The organism is Polaribacter sp. YIW18, assembly GCF_057219325.1.
In genome coordinates, this window is the sequence record NZ_JBXVVE010000008.1 from 109308 (window position 1) to 132040 (window position 22733).

Sequence of the window (22733 nt, forward strand, 5' to 3'; positions counted from 1 at the left end):
GAAAACTTTTTAAAATTACATGTATTGAATTTTAAATAACACAAATGAAAAAAACACTTAAAATAGTAGCATTTATTATAACCTCATTAAGCATTGTTGCTTGTGGCGCCTACTCTTTTACAGGTGGTGATGTTGGTGATGCAAAAACAATACAAATTGATTTTTTCCCTAATCAAGCTCAATTAATAGAACCCACCTTAAGTCAGCAATTTACAGAAGAATTAAGAGACTTATTTACAAGACAAACCAATTTAGTACTAAACTCTAATAGTGGCGATTTGCATTTTAGTGGAGAAATTACAAGTTATAGGATTGCGCCTATGAGTGCATCTTCTAACCAAACCTCTGCGCAAAACAGACTTACAATTACTGTAAATGTAAGATATGTAAACAGGTTAGATGAAAAGAAAGATTTCGAAAAATCTTTCTCATTTTATTCAGATTATCCAGCAACATCACAATTATCAGGTGCAGTGCAAGAAGCCGCTTTTGAAGAAATAATAGACAGAATAACACAAGATATTTTTAACGCCTCTGTTGGAAAGTGGTAGAAAGTTGGACGTTTAAAAAAACACAATTTTGGATAGTAACAGTTTTATTGATTTATTAGAAAATAAAAAAGAAATTCAGCAATTAGAAACTGCCCAATTAAAGGCTGTTGTAGAAAAATATCCTTATTTTCAAAATGCAAGAGCGCTGTATTTAAAGGGACTTAAAAATCAAGATAGTTTTAAATATAATAATGAGTTAAAAATTACTGCAGCTTATTCAACAGACAGAAGTATTTTATTCGATTATATCACTAACTTTAAAACAACTACTTCTAAAAAGGATATTCATGAAGAAATATCAAAAAAAATAGCTTTAGAAAAACCTGCTGATACAACTACTTCGCAAGCAGAGGTCGCAATAACATCAAAAAAAGAAGAAAAGAAAGATATAGAAGAAGCTAAAAAAGATTTATCGATTGGGAAACCTATTTCTTTTTCAGCAAACGAAAGTCACTCTTTTCACCAGTGGCTACAATTATCTACTAAAAAAACTATTGTTAGAAATACAGAAGAAAAGCCTGTTAAAAAAACTGCAAAGGCATTAGAAATAATAGATAAGTTTATAGAAACCAATCCTAAATTAGAACCTTTAGAAAAAGGAAAAACTATTACAGTACCTATTGCAGATAACAAGCAAAATGATGCTTTAATGACCGAAACTTTAGCCAAAGTTTATCTAGAGCAAAAAAAGTTCGAAAATGCAATACAAGCTTATCGAATTTTAAGTTTGAAATATCCAGAAAAAAGTGGTTTCTTTGCAGACCAAATTAAAAGAATACAAATTTTACAAAAAACATAAATCATGAGTTATACAGCTTTTTTAATTCTAATTCTGATTGTAGCAGTAGCTTTAATATTAATTGTTATGGTACAAAACCCTAAAGGTGGAGGTTTATCTTCTTCTTTTGGTGGCGGTGGTGCACAATCTTTAGGTGGTGTTCAAAACACAAACAACTTTTTAGACCGAACAACATGGACCTTAGCAATTGCAATGTTTGCTTTAATTTTATTAGCCAACTTTGCTATTCCAAGAGCTGGTGATGATAACTTTCAATTAAATAATACATTGGATGGTGTAGAAACAACACCTACAACGCAACCAGAAGAAACTACTACAAACGATAGTTTAAAATAATTTTCTTTTCAAGAAAATAAAAATGCCAACGTAAATGACACGTTGGCATTTTTTTTTATCATAAAATACTAACCAAAACATTTCTTTGAAAAATTGTCAGTTTTATTGTGTTGGCACAATTTCTGATTATTTTGAAAGAGAAAATAATTTAATTAATCAAAATTTATAATAAAATGGGATTAAACATTAAACCTTTAGCAGATAGAGTTCTTGTAGAACCTGCTCCAGCAGAAACAAAAACAGCATCTGGAATAATTATACCAGATAATGCAAAAGAAAAGCCACAAAAAGGAACTGTTGTTGCCATTGGTAATGGTAAAAAAGACGAGCCTTTAACTGTAAAAGTTGGCGACACTGTTTTATATAGTAAATATGGTGGAACAGACTTAAAATTAGAAGGAACAGATTATTTAATGATGCGTGAATCTGATATTTTAGCAATTATCTAAGCTTTAAGCAAAATGCTGTAAGCCTTAAGCTATGAGAGATTTTAGAAAATATGATATTTGGAAATTGAGTCATTCATTCACTTTAAAAGTATATGACATCACCAAACACTATCCAAAAGATGAGATTTATGGAATAATTTCTCAATTAAGAAGAGCATCCTCCTCTATTCCAACAAATATTTGCGAAGGTTGTGGTAGAGATTCGGATAGTGAATTTAATCGTTTTTTAACAATTGCTTTAGGCTCAGCATCAGAAGTTGAGTACTTAATAATTCTTTCTAAAGATTTAAATTATATAAATGAAAATTCACATATAAATTTAAATGAAGAAGTTAATATCATTAAAAGAAAAATTTATTCATTAAAACAAAAATTAAAAAAATAAATCAGCTTTTGGCTTTCTTGCATACAGCATATAGCCTTTAGCATAAAGCATAATAAAAATGGCAAAAGATATAAAATTTGATATAGAAGCTAGAGATGGCTTAAAACGTGGAGTTGATGCATTAGCAAATGCAGTAAAAGTAACTTTAGGCCCAAAAGGTAGAAATGTAATTATTTCTAAATCTTTTGGTGCACCTACAGTAACTAAAGATGGGGTTTCTGTAGCAAAAGAAGTAGAGTTAGAAAATGAGCTAGAAAATATGGGAGCTCAAATGGTAAAAGAAGTAGCTTCTAAAACCAACGATTTAGCGGGTGATGGAACTACAACTGCAACTGTTTTAGCGCAAGCAATCGTAAAAGAAGGCTTAAAAAATGTTGCTGCTGGCGCAAATCCTATGGATTTAAAGCGTGGTATTGATAAAGCTGTAGAAGCAATTGTTGCTGATTTAGAAAAACAAACTAAAAAAGTTGGTAATTCTTCAGAAAAAATACAACAAGTAGCTTCTATTTCTGCAAATAATGATGCTGTTATTGGCGATTTAATTGCAACTGCTTTTGGTAAAGTAGGTAAAGAAGGTGTGATTACTGTAGAAGAAGCAAAAGGTACAGACACGTATGTAGATGTTGTAGAAGGAATGCAGTTTGACAGAGGTTATTTATCACCTTACTTTGTAACAGATGCAGATAAAATGATTGCAGATTTAGAAAATCCGTATGTGTTATTATTCGACAAAAAGATTTCTAACTTACAAGAGATTTTACCAATCTTAGAACCTGTTTCACAATCTGGTCGTCCTTTATTAATTATTGCAGAAGATGTAGATGGGCAAGCATTAGCTACTTTAGTGGTTAACAAATTACGTGGTGGTTTAAAAATTGCTGCTGTAAAAGCACCTGGTTTTGGAGACCGTAGAAAAGCAATGTTAGAAGACATTGCAATTTTAACAGGTGGTACTGTAATTTCTGAAGAAAGAGGTTTCTCTTTAGAAAATGCAACTTTAGATTTATTAGGAACTGCAGAAAGTATTACTATAGATAAAGACAACACAACTATTGTAAATGGTTCTGGAGATGCAGATAGCATTAAAGCAAGAGTTTCTCAAATTAAAACTCAAATAGAAAGTACAACATCAGATTATGATAAAGAAAAACTACAAGAACGACTTGCTAAATTAGCTGGTGGTGTTGCTGTTTTGTATGTGGGCGCTGCTTCTGAAGTAGAAATGAAAGAAAAGAAAGATAGAGTTGATGATGCTTTACACGCTACAAGAGCTGCTGTTGAAGAAGGTATTGTTGCTGGTGGTGGTGTTGCTTTAGTACGTTCTAAAAAAGTATTAGAAAAGTTAACTACAGAGAACTTAGATGAAACTACAGGTGTACAAATTGTAAACAAAGCAATTGAGTCTCCTTTAAGAACTATCGTAGAAAATGCGGGTGGTGAAGGTTCTGTAGTTATCAATAAAGTATTAGAAGGCAAAAAAGATTTTGGTTATGATGCTAAATCTGATCAATATGTAGACATGCTTGAAGCTGGAATTATAGATCCTAAAAAAGTAACTAGAGTTGCTTTAGAAAATGCAGCTTCTGTTGCTGGGATGATTTTAACCACTGAGTGTGCTTTGGTAGATATTAAAGAAGATGCTCCTGCAGGTGGTGCAATGCCTCCAATGGGTGGTGGAATGCCAGGAATGATGTAAACAGCGAATCGCTTCGAATAATTATTTCACTGTTGTGCAAAATAATTATTTATTCATCAACTTGATATTTCGACCTTGTGGAGAAATCTCAAAATAAAAAAAATCCGTTAGAAATTTTCTAACGGATTTTTTTTATTTAAAAACAACTTATATCTAAATAAGCAAAGTTGAAAGCTTATTTTAAAGACTAACTTACATTTTCTGAAGCCAGTTTTTTACTTCAACTTCTTGTTTTATCATTTCTTTTAACTCAGAAATTTTTACTCTTTTTTGCTCCATAGTATCTCTATGACGTATGGTAACAGAATCATCTTCTAACGTATCATGATCTACTGTAATACAAAAAGGTGTGCCTGCTGCATCTTGTCTTCTGTAACGTTTTCCAACAGCATCTTTTTCATCATAAAAAACATTGAAATCCCATTTTAAATCGTTCATTATTTTTCTAGCAACTTCTGGCAAACCATCTTTTTTAACTAATGGTAAAACAGCCGCTTTAAAAGGTGCTAAAACTGCTGGTAATTTTAAAACAGTTCTTGTGGTTCCGTTTTCTAATGCTTCTTCTTGTAAAGAATTAGAAAAAACAGCTAAAAACATTCTATCTAAACCAATAGAAGTTTCTACTACGTAAGGTACGTAGCTTTTATTTTCTTCGTGATCAAAATATTGTAATTTCTTACCAGAATATTCTTCGTGTGCTTTTAAATCGAAATCAGTTCTAGAGTGAATTCCTTCTAATTCTTTAAAACCAAATGGAAATTTAAACTCGATATCTGCAGCTGCATCCGCATAATGTGCTAATTTATCATGGTCATGAAAACGATAGTTTTCTGCTCCCATCCCTAAACTTAAATGCCATTTTAAACGGGTTTCTTTCCAGTTTTCATACCATTTTTTTTGTGTACCTGGTTTTACAAAAAATTGCATTTCCATTTGCTCAAATTCGCGCATTCTAAAAATAAACTGTCTTGCAACAATCTCATTTCTAAAGGCTTTACCTGTTTGTGCAATTCCGAAAGGAATTTTCATACGTCCAGTTTTTTGCACATTTAAAAAGTTTACAAAAATACCTTGGGCAGTTTCTGGCCTTAAGTATACTTGCGTAGAGCTATCTGCAGAGGCACCAATTTGAGTACCAAACATTAAGTTGAACTGCTTTACTTCTGTCCAGTTTCTAGAACCTGTTAGTGGGTCTGCAATTTGTAATTCTTCAATCAGCAATTTTACATCTTCTAAATCTTCATTTTCTAGAGATTTACCCATTCTTGCTAAAATGGTATTTATTTTTTCTTGATAACCTAAAACTCTACCATTGGTTGCTAAAAACTCTTCTTTGTTGAAAGCCTCTCCAAAGCGTTTGGCTGCTTTTACAACTTCTTTATCTATTTTTCCTTCAATTTTAGCACAGTAATCTTCTATTAAAACATCTGCTCTATATCGCTTTTTTGAATCTTTATTATCTATCAACGGATCATTAAAAGCATCTACGTGACCAGAAGCTTTCCAGGTAGTTGGGTGCATTAAAATAGAAGCATCTATACCTACAATGTTTTCGTGCATTTGCACCATTGCTTTCCACCAATAATCTCTTATATTTTTCTTTAACTCAACTCCATTTTGAGCATAATCGTATACAGCACTTAAACCATCATAAATTTCTGATGATTGAAATACATAACCGTATTCTTTTGCGTGCGATAATACCTTTTTAAATTGATCTTCTTGTTTTGCCATAATGCCGACAAAGATAAACGTTTAGCTAACTTTTTCAAGAAAAAAATAACATCATTTTCTAAATAAACTCTATGAAAGAATAAGTCTAGAAACTTCTTTTTTGCAGATTAAAAATGGAATTCATCAATTTTAAGTATCTTTAAATACGATTGCTATGTATTGAAATGAAAATTTTAAAAGATTTTTTTGATTTATTTTATCCAAAAACCTGTGCAAATTGCACCATAAAATTACTACAAAATGAACATGTAATTTGTACAATTTGTAGACATGATTTACCTTTAACCAACTTTAACTCTTTTACAGACAACAAAGTTGCTAAAATGTTTTATGGAAGAGTTACCATAGAAAAAGCGTATGCTTTGTTATTTTTCAGAAAAAAAGGGATTACCCAAAAGTTAATTCACGATTTAAAATACAAAGGAAACGAAGAAATTGGCATCCTTTTTGGAAATTGGTTGGGAGCATTTTTGGCAGAGAACAGTAAATTTTCTAATATTGATGTGATTGTCCCTGTGCCAATACATTACAAAAGAAGAAAAAAAAGGGGGTATAATCAAGTTACAAAATTTGGCAAAAGGTTGAGTCATCACTTAAAAAAACCATTTATCGAAGGTGTTTTAATTAGAAAATATGCTACAAAAACTCAAACGTTTAAATCTCGTTTTGAAAGGTTTAGCAACCAAGAAACCCAATTCTTATTAACCAATAAAACCTTTTTTAAAAATAAACACATTTTAATTATAGATGATGTTGTTACAACAGGTGCAACTTTAGAAGCATGTGCCATAGCTCTTTTTAAAACCGAGAAGATTAAAATAAGTATTTTAACAATCGCATATACAGAATAAATTTTGTGATTTTAATGTGAAAAATAAATTGTTAATTTGTAAAAAAAATTACCATTCGTGAAACCCTTTTATAAATATCTTTTTTTATCAACTTTTATTATATTGATTATAGGTTGTGCCAAAACAGGTAGGCCTGATGGTGGGCCAAAAGATGAAGACCCTCCACTTTTTATAACTTCTAAGCCACCTTATGAAACCATCAATTTTAAAAGTAATGAAGTTGAATTGGTTTTTAACGAATTTGTAAAAACTAGAGATTTAAATAAGCAATTGGTAGTATCTCCTCCACTTAAAAATCCGCTTTTAGTTACACCACAAGGAACTGCAAGTAAATTTTTAAATATAGAAATTCTAGATACGCTTGCACCAAACACTACTTATATTTTTAATTTTGGGAATGCCATAGAAGATAATAATGAAAGTAATAAATTAGAAGCTTTTAAGTATGTATTTTCTACAGGCACTTATATAGATTCTTTAAAAACAGAAGGTTTTGTAAAAGATGCTTTTTTAAAAAAAGACCCGCAAAAAACAAATATCTTATTATATAAATTGGATAGCGTTTTTGTAGATTCTATAATCTATAAACAAAAGCCTAATTATGTAACAACAGCTTTAGATACCACAAAATTTAATTTTACCAACTTAAAAGAAGGTAATTATTTACTACTGGCTTTAAAAGAAAGTACTAGCGATTATATATATAATCCGGTAACAGATAAAATTGCATTTTACAGCGATACTTTACAACTACCAAAAGATAGTATTATTAACAAACCATTAAAGCTATTTAAAGAAACACAACCCTATAAATTTAAAAGAGCGAAAGAAGTTTCTAAAGGAAAAATTGAGTTTGGTTTTGAAGGCGATGTTACAGACTTAAAGGTTTCTTTACTTTCTAATGTGCCACAAGATTTTAAGAGTATTGCTAAACTAGAAATAGACAAAGACACTTTAAGCTATTGGCACACCCCTTTGGAAGTAGATTCTTTAAATTTTTTAGTTTCAAATGACATCTACCTAGATACAATTACTGTAATGTTTAGAAAAAAGAAAATAGATTCCTTAAAACTTTCTCCTTCTACATCTGGCACATTGCATTTAAGAGACACTTTTTTTATTAAAGGTAACAATCCAATTATAGCTATAGATACCAGTAAAATTACTTTTACAGATAAAGATACTTTAAACGTGAAGTACACAAACTTTATTTCTAAAAAAGAAAATAAAATTGGTTTTTTATTCAAAAAAAATCAAAAACAACACTACAACATAAAAGCTTTACCTGGCTCATTTAAAGATATTTACAACATAGAAAATGACACCTTATTATATCGTTTAAAAACATTAGAATTAGAGGATTATGGTAAAATTACTATCAATATTGTAAATACAAATCAAGATTATTTAATTATAGATTTGTTAAGTGGTAAAGAAAATGATGTAATTGTAGAAAGAAAATACATCAAAAATACTGAAACTTTAGTGTTTGATTTGTTAGAACCAAAAACCTATAGAATTAGGGCTATTATAGATGCAAATAAAAATAACAAGTGGGACACAGGAAATTACCTCACTAAAAAGCAACCCGAAAAAGTTGTTTATTTTGAAGAAGAATTAAAAGTTAGAGCCAATTATTATTTAGAAGGTAATACCTTTACCATAAAAAATTAAATTTTGTTCTTTTTAATATTTATTGAATTATAAGCAGCTTTTTAAAAAAAATATTTTTTTTTGTAACATAAACTATCCAACTTCCGTATAAGTTGTTGTAGGCTTCTCATTAATCCTAAAATAGCCTATAACTTAGAATACATGAGACAACTTAAAATTACAAAGCAGGTTACTAACAGAGAAACTGCATCTTTAGACAAATACTTACAAGAAATTGGTAAAGTAGACTTAATTACAGCTGATGAAGAAGTAGAATTAGCACAATTAATAAAAGCTGGAGACCAAAGAGCGCTAGAAAAATTAACAAAAGCAAACTTACGTTTTGTGGTATCTGTTGCAAAACAATATCAAAACCAAGGGTTAACATTACCAGATTTAATTAATGAGGGTAATTTAGGATTAATTAAGGCAGCAAAACGCTTTGATGAAACCAGAGGTTTTAAATTTATCTCTTATGCTGTTTGGTGGATTCGCCAATCTATCTTACAAGCCCTAGCAGAACAATCTAGAATTGTACGTTTACCGTTAAATAAAATTGGTTCTATCAATAAAATTAACAAAATGTACGCGTTTTTAGAACAAGAAAACGAACGTCCACCAAGTGCAGAAGAAATTGCTAAGAAATTAGATATGACTGTCAATGACGTAAAAGAATCTATGAAAAATTCTGGACGTCATGTATCTATGGATGCCCCTCTAATTGAAGGTGAAGATTCTAATTTATACGACGTTTTAAACTCTGGAGAATCTCCAAACCCAGATAGAACTTTGTTACACGAATCTTTAAGAATCGAAATAAGCAGAGCTTTAGAAACTTTAACACCCAGAGAAGCAGATGTTGTAAAGTTATACTTTGGCCTAGGTGAACACCAACCTATGACCTTAGAAGAAATTGGAGAAACATTCGACTTAACAAGAGAACGTGTTCGTCAAATTAAAGAAAAAGCAATTAGAAGATTAAAGCATACTTCTAGATCTAAAATATTAATGACTTATTTAGGCTAGAAAACGCTTATTCCTTTTAGTACCTCACATTTGTGAGAGAATTATATAAAAAATTAAAACTCCCAAATATTTTTTTGGGAGTTTTTTGTTTGATTTTTTACTATTTGTAAAACTGAATTCTGAAAAAAGTGAATTTTAAAAAAATAAAAACTTTAAATTGAAATTATTAAACATTAAAACGGTAAAATTAAACACGCATTTTACAACACCGTGTGTAAAAAATTGCTATTTTTAGCTTATTCAAAGTTTGTTACTTTTTTAGCATCTTATATTTTCTTACGAAAAATAACGATCTTATAAAATAGCAACTTTCTAAAAAAAAAAAACGTTGTAAATTAAACTCGAACACAAACTAAAAATTAATCTAAAACAAAAATTATGAAAAAGGTTATTACATTATTTGCATTTATCGTATTATCAATTTTAAACCTAAATGCCCAAAGAGAAATCGATTCTTTAACTTATGAGAACACACAAGAAATTAATTTTTTTAAAAAAATAAAAAATAGAACGTTAGTAAAAAAGTATAGAACAATTAATGATAATGTAATTAGAATTGGAGATACGGTTGTTTTAGGAAATCCTACAAATCAAGAAATAAATTCAGATACTTACACAGCAAGTTATGGAAAAGAAGCTAGTGGTGGTTTTTCTAACACAAGAAGTACAACAAAAAAAACGTATGAGTTTATAAAAATGGGAAGGCCTGCTGGACTTGGAAGTATTATGACTTTTGTGGATGGAGATGCTCAAGTCATGGCTAGTAACAGTTTAAAAAACACTCAAGTCATCGTTAATGAAATAAAAGCTTATCACAGAGGAAGTAAAAAGAAACCATTATATCTTGTTATGGTTTTAGGGGAAATAAATGGAAGAGCCTTTGGTTTTAATAAATATTTAAGTGTTTTGGATACTGAATTAGCAATTGAATCTGGTGAAATTTTATTAAAAAACAGAAAAATGACTAGAGAAGAAGCTATTTTAAAGTTAAAAGAAGCTAAAGAATTAATGGAAATTGATATGATAACTAAAGAAGACTTTGAAAAGTTAAAAAAGGAATTACGTCCTATTATAATGAAGAAGCAATAATTAATAAACTCATTAAAAATGTAGGCAAAGATTATGACTTACTTGTTATCGCTGTTGTAAGATATGGAAGGTATCCTTTTAATGTGTCTGTAAATTTTAAAGAGACAACTGTTAACGCTAAACCTATAAAAAATAACTTGAAGAAGCAAGCTTTAAAGATTGGTTAAATAGAAAGAAATCATCTTACCCCAAAAAGACTGAAGCACTTTAAAATAAAGGTAAAACAAACATATTAACATGTAGATTAATCTATAAAAGAACCTTACAGATTAAATAGCTAAATTCATTTTAGGTTAAAAAAGAATTGGCAATATGATCTAACAAAGTTGCTATTAAAAACTAATTTATAACAGTTTTCTTAAATTTTGAAATTGGCTTTTTGTATCAACCTAACTGTTTAGGCTATGTAACTTTCCGTATTAAATTAGGTTGTAACTTATTTGAAAAAAATAGAACTACGAAACAGAACATGAACATAAAAAAAATACATTATTTCTCTGGGATTACGATTTCTATTTTTGTAGGACTGCACCTTATCAACCACTTATACAGCGTTTTTGGAGTAAAAGCCCATATTGAATTAATGAATAATTTTAGACTTGTTTATAGAAATATAATTATAGAAACTATATTGCTTATAGCAGTTGGTATTCAAATTATTTCAGGAATAAAACTATTCTTAAAAAAAAGGAAGAATGTATCTAACTTTTTTGAAAAATTACAAATTTGGACTGGAGTTTACCTTACTATCTTCTTACTAATTCATGTAAGTGCTAATTTCTCTGAAGCTAATTTTAAATTTAGATACTAATTTTTATTTTGGTGTGGCTGGTTTAAATACATTTCCTCTAAACTTGTTTTTCATACCATATTATGGACTTGCAATAGTTTCATTTTTTGCACATATCTCTGCGGTTCACTCTAAAAAAATGCACCATAAAATACTTGGAATTAATCCAAATAAACAATCCTATATTATTCTGATTAGTGGTATACTCCTGACGTTAGTAATATTGTATGGTCTCACAAACAGATTCAATGGAGTAGAAATACCAAACGAATATAAAATAATGACTGGAGAATGAATACTATAATTTACATATGTGGAATTTACTCCTTTCTTTTCGGAGTTTTTCATATTCTTTTTTGGAAATTTTTTAATTGGAAAACAGCATTACAAAAACTTACATTGCCCAATAGAGCAATAATGCAAATACTAAATTTACGATTGATATATTATTTCTTTTTTGTCGCTTTTATTTGTTTTTCTTTCCCAACCGAATTACACACAACAGAATTAGGAAAAGTATTCTTAATAGGTAATTCGATATTTTGGCTTGGTAGAACAATTGAGCAATTTGTGTTTTTGCAAATAAACCATATAAAAGTGCATATTTTGACATTCTTATTTGTCTTAGGAGTAGCCTTATTTGCATTGCCTTTAATACTTTAAAAATAAAAATGAAAGCACAACAAAATCTATACTTAATTGCTAGTATTTTGCGTTCTTGCAAAAAACCTTACTAGCTTTCTTGATAATTTTATTATTGGCTAAGTTAAGTACATAAAAAACATAACTTAACCATTCACAAGAACTATATAAGTAATTTTAAGGAATGGAAAAATGAAATCGTAATTTGACCAACTATACGAAAAGTGAACTTTGACTCCTAAAAAAAGAGAATTAAAATTTTTTTTTGATAAAAATTCTTACCAACATGCATATATAACACACAAAAAAACCTTCAATAATGAAGGTTTTCTTATAATTAAAATCTTTTTTTATTACAAAATATAATCTGTACTAATAAAATTAGAAGCTTTTTTATCTAACAATTCTTGTAAAATGGCGTTGTTGTATTCTGTGTCTTTAGAAGCTACAAAGGTTCTAATTGAAAAAGAACGTAAAGCATCATGTACACTTAAAGTTGCAACAGCAGAATCTTTTCTACCTGTAAACGGATATACATCTGGTCCTCTTTGTGCTGCAGAATTTAAATTTACTCTACATACTAAATTTACCAAAGTATCAATTAAAGGCGCTAATGTTTTTACTTGGCTACCAAAAACACTTACTTGTTGCCCATAATTAGAAGCAGCCATATCATCTAATGGTTCTTGAATATTTTTAAAAGAAACAACAGGAATTACAGGTCCAAATTGCTCTTCATCAAAAACTCTAGATTCTTTAGAAACAGGATATAAAACTGCTGGAAAAATATAATTTTCAGTAGTTATACCTCCTTTTTTATTAATGATTTCTGCTCCTTTTTCTGTAGCGTCGTCTATTAATTCTTGTATATAAGCTGGTTTACCTGGTTCTGGCAATGGCGTTAATTTTACATTGTCTTCCCAAGGATTTCCAAACTTTAATGCATCTACAGCTTTTGCGAAACGCTTGTTAAATTCGTCTACAATATGCTCGTGCACATACAATATTTTTAAAGCTGTACAACGTTGCCCATTAAAAGACGTTGCACCAGAAATACACTCGCTAATTGCCAAATCTAAATCTGCATCTGGCAATACAATGCCTGGGTTTTTGGCCTCTAAACCTAACACCAAACGCAATCTATTTTTCTGTGGATGATTGGCTTGAATTGCATTGGCAGATTTACTATTACCAATCAAAGCCAGTACATCTACCAAACCTGTTTTCATAATTGGTGTAGCTAAAACTCTACCTCTACCATAAATAATATTTACAACACCTGCAGGAAAACTACTTTGAAATGCTTCTAATAAAGGTGATAATAATAAAACTCCATGTTTTGCAGGTTTAAAAATGGTTGTATTCCCCATAATTAAAGCGGGAATTAACAATGCAAACGTTTCGTTTAAAGGGTAATTATAGGGTCCTAAACATAAAACTACCCCTAAAGGACCACGTCTAATATGCGCATGAACTCCGCTATTTTTTTCAAATTTTGCAGAATTTCTATCCATTTGTTTATAATCTTCAATAGTATCGTAAATATATTCTACAGTTCTATCAAATTCTTTTTCAGAATCTGGTAAAGATTTTCCAATTTCCCACATTAATAAGTTTACAATCTCTTCACGCTTGGTTTTCATTTGAACCACAAACTTTTCCATAGCTGCAATTCTACCTTCTACTTTCATAGTTGGCCATAAGCCTTGCCCTCTATCATAGGCTTTAGAAGCTGCATTTAAAGCCTCTAAACCTTCTTCTGCTGTTAAACTTGGCACAGTACCTAATAAAGTGGGGTTGTATTCTTTGGTTGATGAAATAGTTGAGTAAACCTCAGCTTTTTCACCTTTCCATTCTTTTAACTCACCACCCACTAAGTAGGTTTTTTGTTCTACTAATGATGTAATTTTATATTCGTTTGGTATTTCTTTAAAAGTATTCTTCATAAATTTTAATTTAATAATTGTCTAATAGTTGATTGTTGTATGGTAAGTTTTTAGACGACACTTACTCTTCAAAATTAATTAAAAATAGTTTATCAACTATCCTTTAGTGTCTTAAATAACGAAAAGCCTTTCGAGTTTTTATGCTTTTTTATTTAAAAAAATAGTTAGACAAACAACGAAAACAAATCTGGTTTGTCATTTAAATACTCGCTATAAAATTTTCTTTCTTTCATTCTTTTAATTAAAGGTTGTAATCTTTAGATGCTTTTAGTTCTAAACCAACCACTGCTGCACCATTTTATCTATTTGTTTGATTACATGTTTTAGAAGTAAAAAAACCTGTTAAATTTTACAATCTAACAGGTTTATAAATTTTAAAATCTTTATGTAATTATGCAGATTTTATCACTTTCATTGCTGTCATAGAAGCTCTTAATCTTTCTCCTACAATTTCTACAGGATGATTTCTAATAATCTTATTAATTTTAATTAATTCTTGATTGTCTACATCATTAGAATCTGAGAATTTTTTACCAATAACATTTGTTGATACGGTTTTCATAAAATTAGCTAATAACGGTTTACAAGCATGATCAAATAAATAACAACCATATTCTGCAGTATCAGAAATTACACGATTCATTTCGTATAACTTTTTACGTGCAATGGTGTTTGCAATTAATGGAGTTTCGTGTAAAGACTCATAATATGCAGATGCGTCTATAATACCAGATTCTGTCATTGCTTCAAAAGCTAATTCTACACCAGCTCTTACAAAAGCAACTAATAAAGTTCCGTGATCAAAATATTCTTGTTCAGTAATTTCTTCTGAAGTTATTGCTTGTTTTTCGAAAGCAGTTTCACCAGTTGCAGCTCTCCAAGTTAAAAGATTTTTATCATCATTTGCCCAATCTTCCATCATTGTTTTAGAGAAGTGACCCGTCATAATATCATCCATATGCTTTTGGAATAATGGACGCATAATGTCTTTTAATTCTTCTGAAAGTCTAAATGCTTCTACTTTTGCTGGGTTAGACAATCTATCCATCATGTTAGTAATTCCACCATGTTTTAAGGCTTCTGTTACAGTTTCCCAACCATATTGAATTAATTTAGCAGCATAACCAGCATCTATACCTTCTGCTACCATTTTATCAAAAGATAAAATTGCACCTGTTTGTAACAAACCACATAAAATAGTTTGCTCTCCCATTAGGTCTGATTTTACCTCTGCAACAAAAGAAGACGCTAAAACACCTGCTCTATGACCTCCAGTTGCTACTGCATAGGCTTTTGCTTGTGCCCAACCTTTATTTTCTGGATCGTTTTCTGGGTGTACTGCAATTAATGTTGGCACTCCAAATCCTCGTTTATATTCTTCACGAACTTCAGAACCTGGACATTTTGGTGCTACCATAATTACTGTTAAATCCTCACGAATTTGCATTCCTTCTTCAACAATATTAAAACCATGAGAATATGATAATGTGGCTCCTTTTTTCATTAAAGGCATTACTGTTTTTACAACATTTGTGTGTTGTTTGTCTGGTGTTAAATTGATTACCAAATCTGCTGATGGCAACAACTCTTCATAAGTACCTACTGCAAAATCATTAGAAGTTGCGTTTACGTAAGATTCTCTTTTTTGGTCGATAGCAGCTTGTCTTAACGTATAAGAAATATCTAAACCAGAATCTCTCATATTTAAACCTTGGTTTAAGCCTTGTGCTCCACAGCCCACAATAACAATTTTCTTTCCTTTTAATGCGCTTACACCATCTTCAAATTCTGAAGCGTCCATAAAACGACATTTTCCTAATTGTTCTAATTTTTCTCTTAATGTTAATGTGTTAAAATAATTTGACATTTTTTTTAATTTAGTTGTTGTATGTTTTTAACAATGTTGATATTTTCATTTCGTCTTTAGATACTGCAATTAAACCAGAACGTGTGTATTGCATAATACCATAGGGACTTAATTGATTGTAAAGCGCTATAATTTCTTCTTTTTTGCCAGATTTTTCTAGCACAAAAAATTCTTTATTTACAGTTACAATTCTTGCATTACTTTCTTTTATAATGTTTTGTATTTGGCGTTCTTCAAACAATAATTCTGATTTGATTTTAAACAAACCTGCAATTTGATAAATAATTTCATCAAGATTGTGATAGTAAGCTTTAATTACCTCTACTTGTTTTTCTATTTGGCCAATAATCTTTTTAATATTTACCTCATCCATATTTACAACAATGGTAAATTTAGAAACACCTTCTATTTCTGATGGAGAAGTATTTAAACTTTCTATATTTATATGTCTTCTTTGAAATATTGCTGAAATTCTATTCAACAAACCAATATTATTTTCTGTATAAACTGATATTGTATACAATTGTTTATCTGTACTCATATGCTAATTTTAACTTGTCAGGTCGAGCGCAGTCGAAACCTTAATAAACCTCTCGACTGCGCTCGAGGAGACATTTTATCAACTTAAAAAAATCTACTCTAAACGAATATCTGAAACACTAGCTCCAGAAGGCACCATTGGAAATACGTTGTCTTCTTTTTCTACACATACTTCTAAAAAATAAGCTTCTTTACTTGCAATCATTTCTGCAACTGCTTCTTTTAAGTCTTCTCTTTTTACCACCTTTCTTGCATTTAAATAATATCCTTTTGCAATGGCTACAAAGTCTGGGTTTGTCATTTCTGTAGAAGCATATCGCTTGTCGAAAAACAACTGTTGCCATTGACGAACCATTCCTAAAAATTCGTTGTTTAAAACAACTACTTTTACAGCTGCTTTTTGCTGAAAAATGGTTCCTAATTCTTGTATTGTCATTTGATAACCACCATCACCAGAAATAGAAATAACTTCGCGTTCTGGAGCTGCCATTTTTGCACCAATTGCTGCTGGCAAACCAAAACCCATAGTTCCTAAACCTCCAGAAGTAATGTTACTTTTAGACTTGTTAAAATCAGCATATCTACAAGCAATCATTTGGTGTTGACCAACATCTGTTACGATAGCTGCTTCGCCTTTTGTTTGAATATTAATTTCTTTTACAACTTCACCCATCGTTAACCCTTCTTTAGTGGGGTGGATATCGTTTTTAATTACTTTTTCATATTCAATTTTATATAAATCTTTAAATTTTTGATGCCATTCTTTATGAGAATTTTGATTAATAAGTGGCAAAATACCTTCTAAACTAGCTTTTGCATCACCTAAAACAGCAACATCCGATTTTACGTTTTTATCTATCTCTGCGGGGTCAATTTCAAAATGAATTACTTTAGCTTGTTTGGCATATTTGCTTAAATCGCCAGTAACTCTATCATCAAAACGCATTCCGATTGCAATTAAAACATCGCATTCATTGGTTAAAACATTGGGTGCATAATTACCATGCATACCAAGCATACCTACATTTAATGGATGCGATGTTGGTATAGCTGAGGCTCCTAAAATAGTCCATGCTGCAGGTATACCTGCTTTTTCTATAAAAGCTTTAAATTGCTCTTCAGCTTCGCTTAAAATAACACCTTGACCCCAAATAATAAAAGGTCTTTTTGCTTCGTTTATTAATTTTGCAGCTGCTTCTAAACTACTATCTTCTGTTTTTGGTACTGGGTTATAGCTTCTAATTTTTGTACATTTTTCGTACGAAAAATCAAAAGTATCTAATTGTGCATCTTTTGTAATATCTATTAAAACAGGACCTGGCCTTCCACTTTTTGCAATGTAAAATGCTTTGGCTAAAACTGCAGGAATATCTTCTGCTCTGGTTACTTGGCAATTCCATTTTGTAACAGGTGTAGAAATACCTACAATGTCTGTTTCTTGAAAAGCATCACTACCTAACAAATGAGAAAATACTTGCCCAGTAATACACACCATTGGTGTAGAGTCTATTTGTGCGTCTGCAATACCCGTAATTAAATTGGTTGCTCCTGGACCAGAAGTAGCTATTGCAACCCCAACTTCACCAGAAATTCTTGCAAAACCTTGTGCAGCATGTGTTGCACCTTGTTCATGACGTGTTAATACATGATGAATTTTATCTTGATATTTATATAACTCATCATACAAAGGCATAATTGCACCTCCAGGATAACCGTAAATTATTTTTATTTTTTCCTCTATTAAACATCTAACAATGGCCTCGCTACCAGAAATACGCTCGGTAGTTTTGGTGGTTTGCTGTTGTTTATTTATGGTTTGTGTTTCCATATTTTTTTCTTTTTGGATTAGAGAATAAAAAGAAAAGAATTAAGACTTTCTAGTATATTATCATCTTTCTTCTTTATTCTATACTCTCTTTTCTATATTTTTTATAAATCGGTAACACAGCCTTTAGATGCAGATGCTACTGATTTCGCATATTTGTATAATATTCCTTTTTTGTGTTTTAACGGTGGTGCCACCCATTTTGCTCTTCTTTCTTCCAGTTCTTCTTCAGAAATTAAAACGTTTATCGAGTTGTCTTCTGCACTAATTCTAATGTTATCTCCAGTTTCTATCAAGCCAATTGCACCACCAGATTGTGCTTCTGGTGTAATATGTCCGACTACAAAACCGTGTGTTCCTCCAGAAAAACGTCCATCAGTAATTAATGCTACAGATTTACCTAAACCTGCGCCCATAATTAACGATGTTGGTTTTAACATTTCTGGCATTCCTGGTCCTCCTTTAGGTCCAACATACCTAATGACGACGACATCGCCTTTTTCTACTTCTCCATTAGAAATTCCTTTATTTGCTGCTTGTTCACCATCATAAACCACAGCTTTTCCTTCAAATAACAAACCTTCGTTTCCAGAAATTTTTGCCACAGCACCTTCTGTTGCTAAGTTTCCATAAATTATTTGAATATTACCAGATGATTTTAATGCTTTATCTTTTGGAAAAATTACATCTTGATCTTCAAATTCCATAGCTTCTACATCTGCTAAATTTTCTGCCAATGTTTTACCAGTTACTGTTAAACAATCGCCATGTAAATAACCATTGTCTAATAAATATTTCATTATTGCTGGTGTACCCCCAACTCCATGTACATCTTCCATTAAATATTTTCCAGAGGGTTTTAAATCTGCAATTAATGGTGTTCTATCACTTACTCTTTGAAAATCTTCTAGAGTAAAATCGATATCTGCTGCATGTGCAATAGCTAAAAAGTGCAACACTGCATTGGTAGAACCTCCTAAAGCATTTACCAAAGCAACTGCATTTTCTAAAGATTTTTTAGAAATAATATCTAAAGGTTTTAAGTCTAATTCTAATAAGTTTTTAATTGCCAAAGCTGTGCGTTCTGCTTCAGACAATTTGTTGGGATTTTCTGCAGGAATTGATGAATTGTAAGGCAATGCAAACCCCATGCATTCTATAGCAGAAGCCATTGTATTTGCCGTGTACATACCACCACAAGCACCTGCACCAGGTATGGCTCTTTTAATAATTTCTTTGTATTCTTCTTCTTCTATTTCACCAGCTACTTTTTGTCCTAAAGCCTCAAAAGCAGAAACAATATTTAATTTTCTTCCCTTATAATTTCCAGAAGCAATTGTACCTCCATACATCATTATTGATGGTCTGTTTAAACGCAACATAGAAATTACGGCTCCTGGCATATTTTTATCACAACCTACAATTGCAACCAATGCATCATAACTTTGTGCATTCATTACGGTTTCTATAGAATCTGCTATGATATCTCTAGATACTAAAGAATAATTCATCCCTGAAGTTCCCATAGAAATTCCATCGGAAACCCCAATGGTATTGAAACCTAAACCAACCATATCAGCAATATTACACTCCACTTTAACTTCGTCTTTTAAACGATTTAAATGCATGTTACATGGGTTACCATCGTAACCAGTACTTGCAATACCAACTTGGGCTTTGCTCATATCTTCATCAGTTAAACCTACTGCATACAGCATTGCTTGGGATGCTGGCTGAGATTGATCTTGTGTTAATCTTTTGCTATGTTTGTTTAATTCCATTTATTAAAATCTTCTAATTATTGACTAAATTACTATGTTTTACTGTTTTTATTAAATTAATTGTATTTATAACTTTTAATTTCAGATGTTAAAAAAAATACCTATAACTCTGTTTTACAATATTTTAACCTAATTAACAAATGATGTTCAATTAGCAAATTATTTACATGAAAAAACCTTCGATTTTACAGGAAGGTTTGTTTATAAAATATACAAATATCACTTCCTTATCATGTCGGAATAATTACGATGACAGTGACACTAAAAATAATATTTACTATTTGATTTTTCACTTTTCAAATATTTGAAATTTTTTATCCAAATAAAATTGATTTTTTTTAAATAATTGTACTTTGTCCTGCATGAATATTCATAAAATTAAGACTACTATCTTCCTGATTTAGAATGTAATCTGAAATAAAATCACCTACTTTAGAAGTCGATGCAGAATATTTATTTTTCCCTTTAATATCTTCTGTTGTTATATTTAAATCTAAAGATTTTTCTACAGCTCTTTCTACAGCGTCTGCTTCTTCGTGCAAACCTAAATGTTCTAGTAACATAGCTGCTGATAAAATAGAGGCTAATGGGTTTGCAATATCTTTACCTACCGCTGCTGGAAAAGTACCATGAACTGGTGCAAATAAAGCGTTTTTATCACCAATTGATGAAGATGCCAACACCCCAATTGAACCAGAGATTACACTGGCTTCATCAGAAAACAAATCTCCAAACAAGTTGTCTGTTAAGATCACATCAAACTTTTTAGGGTTCAAAATTAGTTTCATTGCTGCATTATCTGCATACAAATATTCTAGGGTTACACCTTTATACTCTTTACTAATTTTTGTAACAGTTTTACGCCATAACTTTGATGTTTCTAATACATTAGACTTATCAATTAACGTTAGTTTTCTTTTTCTATCTTGAGCGGCTTTAAAAGCTAAATGTGTAATTCTTGCAATTTCGTCTTCTGAGTAGGTGCAAATATCATAGGCCTTTTTACCATCTTTGCTAGATTGTTTGTCTCCAAAATAAATACCCGATGTTAACTCTCTATAAATAACAAGATCTGTTCCTTTAATAATTTCTCTTCTTAAAGGAGAGTTTTTAATTAATTGATCAAAGGCTTTCACAGGGTTTACATTACAAAAAAGATCTAATTCTTTTCTTAATTGTAATAAACCTTGTTCTGGCCTTATTTTTAATGATGGATCTTTATCAAACTTAGGATCTCCAATAGCACCATAAAGAATAGCATCTGCTTTTTTACAAATTTCTATTGTTTTTTTTGGCAATGGATTGCCTGATGTTTCTATTGCACAAGCTCCTATTTCTGCTTCTTTGTATAAAAAAATATGATCATACGCTTCTGCAACTGCATCTAATGCTTTTTTAGCTTGATTGGTAACCTCTGGCCCAATACCGTCTCCAGGAAGTACAGCTATTGTATATTTCATTCTCTATTTTCTTATGGATTTGTCTTTATCTAAGGCAGCTGAAAAAATTAATATTGTGTTGTATTAAAAGCAACAACTACCTTAGAAGACAAAGTATTTTTACAAAAATTAAACAATAGCTATTTTAGAAACCTTGTTTACTTTTGTCATAATTTGATGAATATCATCATCTTTAATTTCTTTTTGTTGATCTGCTGCTTCTAAAAAAGATGCATAAGCAGTGTCTAACTGTACTTTAGTTAAGTCATAGCCAATTTTTTTTGCTCTGTAAGCCAAAGCGGCTCTACCACTTCTTGCGGTTAAAACGATAGCGCTTTCTGTAACACCTACATCTTCTGGATCCATAATTTCGTAGGTTTCTCTATTTTTTATAACACCATCTTGATGAATTCCAGAGCTATGAGCAAACGCGTTTGCGCCTACAATTGCTTTATTAGGTTGTACAGGCATTCCCATACTTTCTCTTACCATTATACTTGTGTCGTACAAAAGTTTGGTATTAACAGAGGTTTCTAAATTTAAATAAGGATGTTGTTTTAACACCATTACTACTTCTTCTAGGGCCGTATTTCCGGCACGTTCTCCAATACCATTTATAGTACATTCTATTTGACGAGCACCATTTATAACTCCCGAAATTGAATTGGCAGTTGCCATTCCTAAATCGTTATGACAGTGACATGAAAGAATTACATTTTCAATACCTTTTACATTTTCTCGTAAATATTTCATTTTTGCACCATATTCTTCTGGTAAACAATAACCCGTTGTATCTGGAATATTTAATACAGTAGCACCTGCTTTAATAACTGCTTCGCAAACTTTTGCTAAAAAATCATTATCTGTTCTACCTGCATCTTCTGCATAAAATTCTACATCTTCTACAAAAGATTTTGCATAAGAAACTGCTTTTACAGCACGCTCTATAACTTTATCTCTAGTAGAGTTAAATTTGAATTGTATATGAGAATCACTTGTACCAATACCTGTATGTATTCTTGGGTATTTTGCAGATTTTAAAGCTTCAGCAGCTACTTTGATATCGTTTTCTACAGCTCTTGTTAAACCACAAACAGTAGCATTTTTAACAATTTTTGCTATTTCAGAAACCGAAGTAAAATCTCCAGGACTAGAAACAGGAAAACCAGCTTCAATTACATTTACTCCTAATAAATCTAATCTTTCTGCAATCACTAATTTTTGCTTTGTATCTAATTTACATCCTGGAACTTGTTCACCATCTCTTAATGTAGTGTCAAATATTTGTACTTGATTGTCTTGCATAATTTTTCTAAAGATTGTCTTTATTATAA

Annotated in this window: 19 protein-coding genes and 1 pseudogene; 11 read left to right on the forward strand and 9 right to left on the reverse strand. The window is 30.7% G+C overall.

Annotated features, from left to right (window positions below; genetic code table 11):
• Positions 1-44 precede the first annotated feature (44 nt).
• The 6 genes from AC2D6T_RS09715 (at position 45) to groL (ending at position 4216) form a co-directional block, all read left to right on the forward strand.
• On the forward strand, positions 45-551 hold the full coding sequence (locus AC2D6T_RS09715) for an LptE family protein (protein WP_438989134.1): 507 nt from the start codon (positions 45-47) through the stop codon (positions 549-551).
• Between the two features lie 28 nt (positions 552-579).
• Positions 580-1350, forward strand: a complete 771-nt coding sequence (locus AC2D6T_RS09720; RefSeq protein ID WP_484681353.1) for a hypothetical protein — start codon at positions 580-582, stop codon at positions 1348-1350.
• A gap of 3 nt (positions 1351-1353) precedes the next feature.
• On the forward strand, positions 1354-1686 hold the full coding sequence (gene secG, locus AC2D6T_RS09725) for a preprotein translocase subunit SecG (protein ID WP_298947531.1): 333 nt from the start codon (positions 1354-1356) through the stop codon (positions 1684-1686).
• Between the two features lie 173 nt (positions 1687-1859).
• Positions 1860-2135 (forward strand): co-chaperone GroES, encoded by a 276-nt coding sequence (locus AC2D6T_RS09730; RefSeq protein WP_298947529.1) that lies wholly within the window; start codon positions 1860-1862, stop codon positions 2133-2135.
• Positions 2136-2166: 31 nt separating this feature from the next.
• Positions 2167-2520 (forward strand): four helix bundle protein, encoded by a 354-nt coding sequence (locus tag AC2D6T_RS09735; protein WP_484681354.1) that lies wholly within the window; start codon positions 2167-2169, stop codon positions 2518-2520.
• 58 nt (positions 2521-2578) lie between these two features.
• Positions 2579-4216: a chaperonin GroEL gene (gene groL / locus AC2D6T_RS09740; RefSeq protein ID WP_298947525.1), complete on the forward strand. Its 1638-nt coding sequence runs from the start codon at positions 2579-2581 to the stop codon at positions 4214-4216.
• A 192-nt stretch (positions 4217-4408) separates the two neighbouring features.
• Here the strand turns inward: groL and AC2D6T_RS09745 are convergent, their stop codons facing one another.
• The gene (locus tag AC2D6T_RS09745) at positions 4409-5950 is read right to left on the reverse strand and encodes a glycine--tRNA ligase (RefSeq protein WP_438989131.1); all 1542 of its coding nucleotides are present in this window, start codon (positions 5948-5950) and stop codon (positions 4409-4411) included.
• Positions 5951-6114: 164 nt separating this feature from the next.
• Between AC2D6T_RS09745 and AC2D6T_RS09750 the strand changes: the two genes are divergently transcribed.
• From AC2D6T_RS09750 to AC2D6T_RS09770, 5 genes are all read left to right on the forward strand, one after another.
• Positions 6115-6801 carry a ComF family protein gene (locus tag AC2D6T_RS09750; RefSeq protein WP_484681355.1) on the forward strand — a complete coding sequence of 229 codons (687 nt, stop codon included), beginning with the start codon at positions 6115-6117 and terminating at the stop codon, positions 6799-6801.
• A 57-nt stretch (positions 6802-6858) separates the two neighbouring features.
• A complete protein-coding gene (locus AC2D6T_RS09755; protein WP_484681356.1) occupies positions 6859-8475 on the forward strand; it encodes an Ig-like domain-containing domain in 1617 nt (538 codons plus the stop codon).
• 141 nt (positions 8476-8616) lie between these two features.
• On the forward strand, positions 8617-9480 hold the full coding sequence (locus AC2D6T_RS09760; protein WP_298947517.1) for a sigma-70 family RNA polymerase sigma factor: 864 nt from the start codon (positions 8617-8619) through the stop codon (positions 9478-9480).
• Between the two features lie 378 nt (positions 9481-9858).
• Positions 9859-10569, forward strand: coding sequence for a hypothetical protein (locus tag AC2D6T_RS09765; RefSeq protein WP_484681357.1), 711 nt, complete (start codon positions 9859-9861; stop codon positions 10567-10569).
• Between the two features lie 469 nt (positions 10570-11038).
• A complete protein-coding gene (locus AC2D6T_RS09770; RefSeq protein ID WP_484681358.1) occupies positions 11039-11380 on the forward strand; it encodes a hypothetical protein in 342 nt (113 codons plus the stop codon).
• A gap of 974 nt (positions 11381-12354) precedes the next feature.
• On the opposite strand, the gene AC2D6T_RS09775 is transcribed toward AC2D6T_RS09770, so the two are convergent.
• The 8 genes and pseudogenes from AC2D6T_RS09775 to AC2D6T_RS09810 form a co-directional block, all read right to left on the reverse strand.
• Positions 12355-13947: an NADP-dependent glyceraldehyde-3-phosphate dehydrogenase gene (locus tag AC2D6T_RS09775; protein ID WP_484681359.1), complete on the reverse strand. Its 1593-nt coding sequence runs from the start codon at positions 13945-13947 to the stop codon at positions 12355-12357.
• Positions 13948-14111: 164 nt separating this feature from the next.
• Positions 14112-14245: pseudogene (locus tag AC2D6T_RS09780) on the reverse strand (threonine dehydratase); the annotation flags it as partial.
• A 93-nt stretch (positions 14246-14338) separates the two neighbouring features.
• Complete coding sequence (gene ilvC / locus AC2D6T_RS09785) at positions 14339-15814, reverse strand: ketol-acid reductoisomerase (protein WP_484681360.1); 1476 nt, start codon at positions 15812-15814, stop codon at positions 14339-14341.
• Between the two features lie 10 nt (positions 15815-15824).
• Entirely contained in the window at positions 15825-16355 is a 531-nt protein-coding gene (gene ilvN / locus AC2D6T_RS09790; protein WP_298947509.1) for an acetolactate synthase small subunit, read from the reverse strand.
• A gap of 93 nt (positions 16356-16448) precedes the next feature.
• On the reverse strand, positions 16449-18182 hold the full coding sequence (ilvB, locus tag AC2D6T_RS09795) for a biosynthetic-type acetolactate synthase large subunit (protein WP_438989116.1): 1734 nt from the start codon (positions 18180-18182) through the stop codon (positions 16449-16451).
• 101 nt (positions 18183-18283) lie between these two features.
• Positions 18284-19960: a dihydroxy-acid dehydratase gene (ilvD, locus tag AC2D6T_RS09800; protein WP_438989115.1), complete on the reverse strand. Its 1677-nt coding sequence runs from the start codon at positions 19958-19960 to the stop codon at positions 18284-18286.
• Positions 19961-20298: 338 nt separating this feature from the next.
• Positions 20299-21420: a 3-isopropylmalate dehydrogenase gene (leuB, locus tag AC2D6T_RS09805; protein WP_438989114.1), complete on the reverse strand. Its 1122-nt coding sequence runs from the start codon at positions 21418-21420 to the stop codon at positions 20299-20301.
• Positions 21421-21528: 108 nt separating this feature from the next.
• On the reverse strand, positions 21529-22704 hold the full coding sequence (locus tag AC2D6T_RS09810; protein WP_484681361.1) for a 2-isopropylmalate synthase: 1176 nt from the start codon (positions 22702-22704) through the stop codon (positions 21529-21531).
• Between the last annotated feature and the right edge of the window lie 29 nt (positions 22705-22733).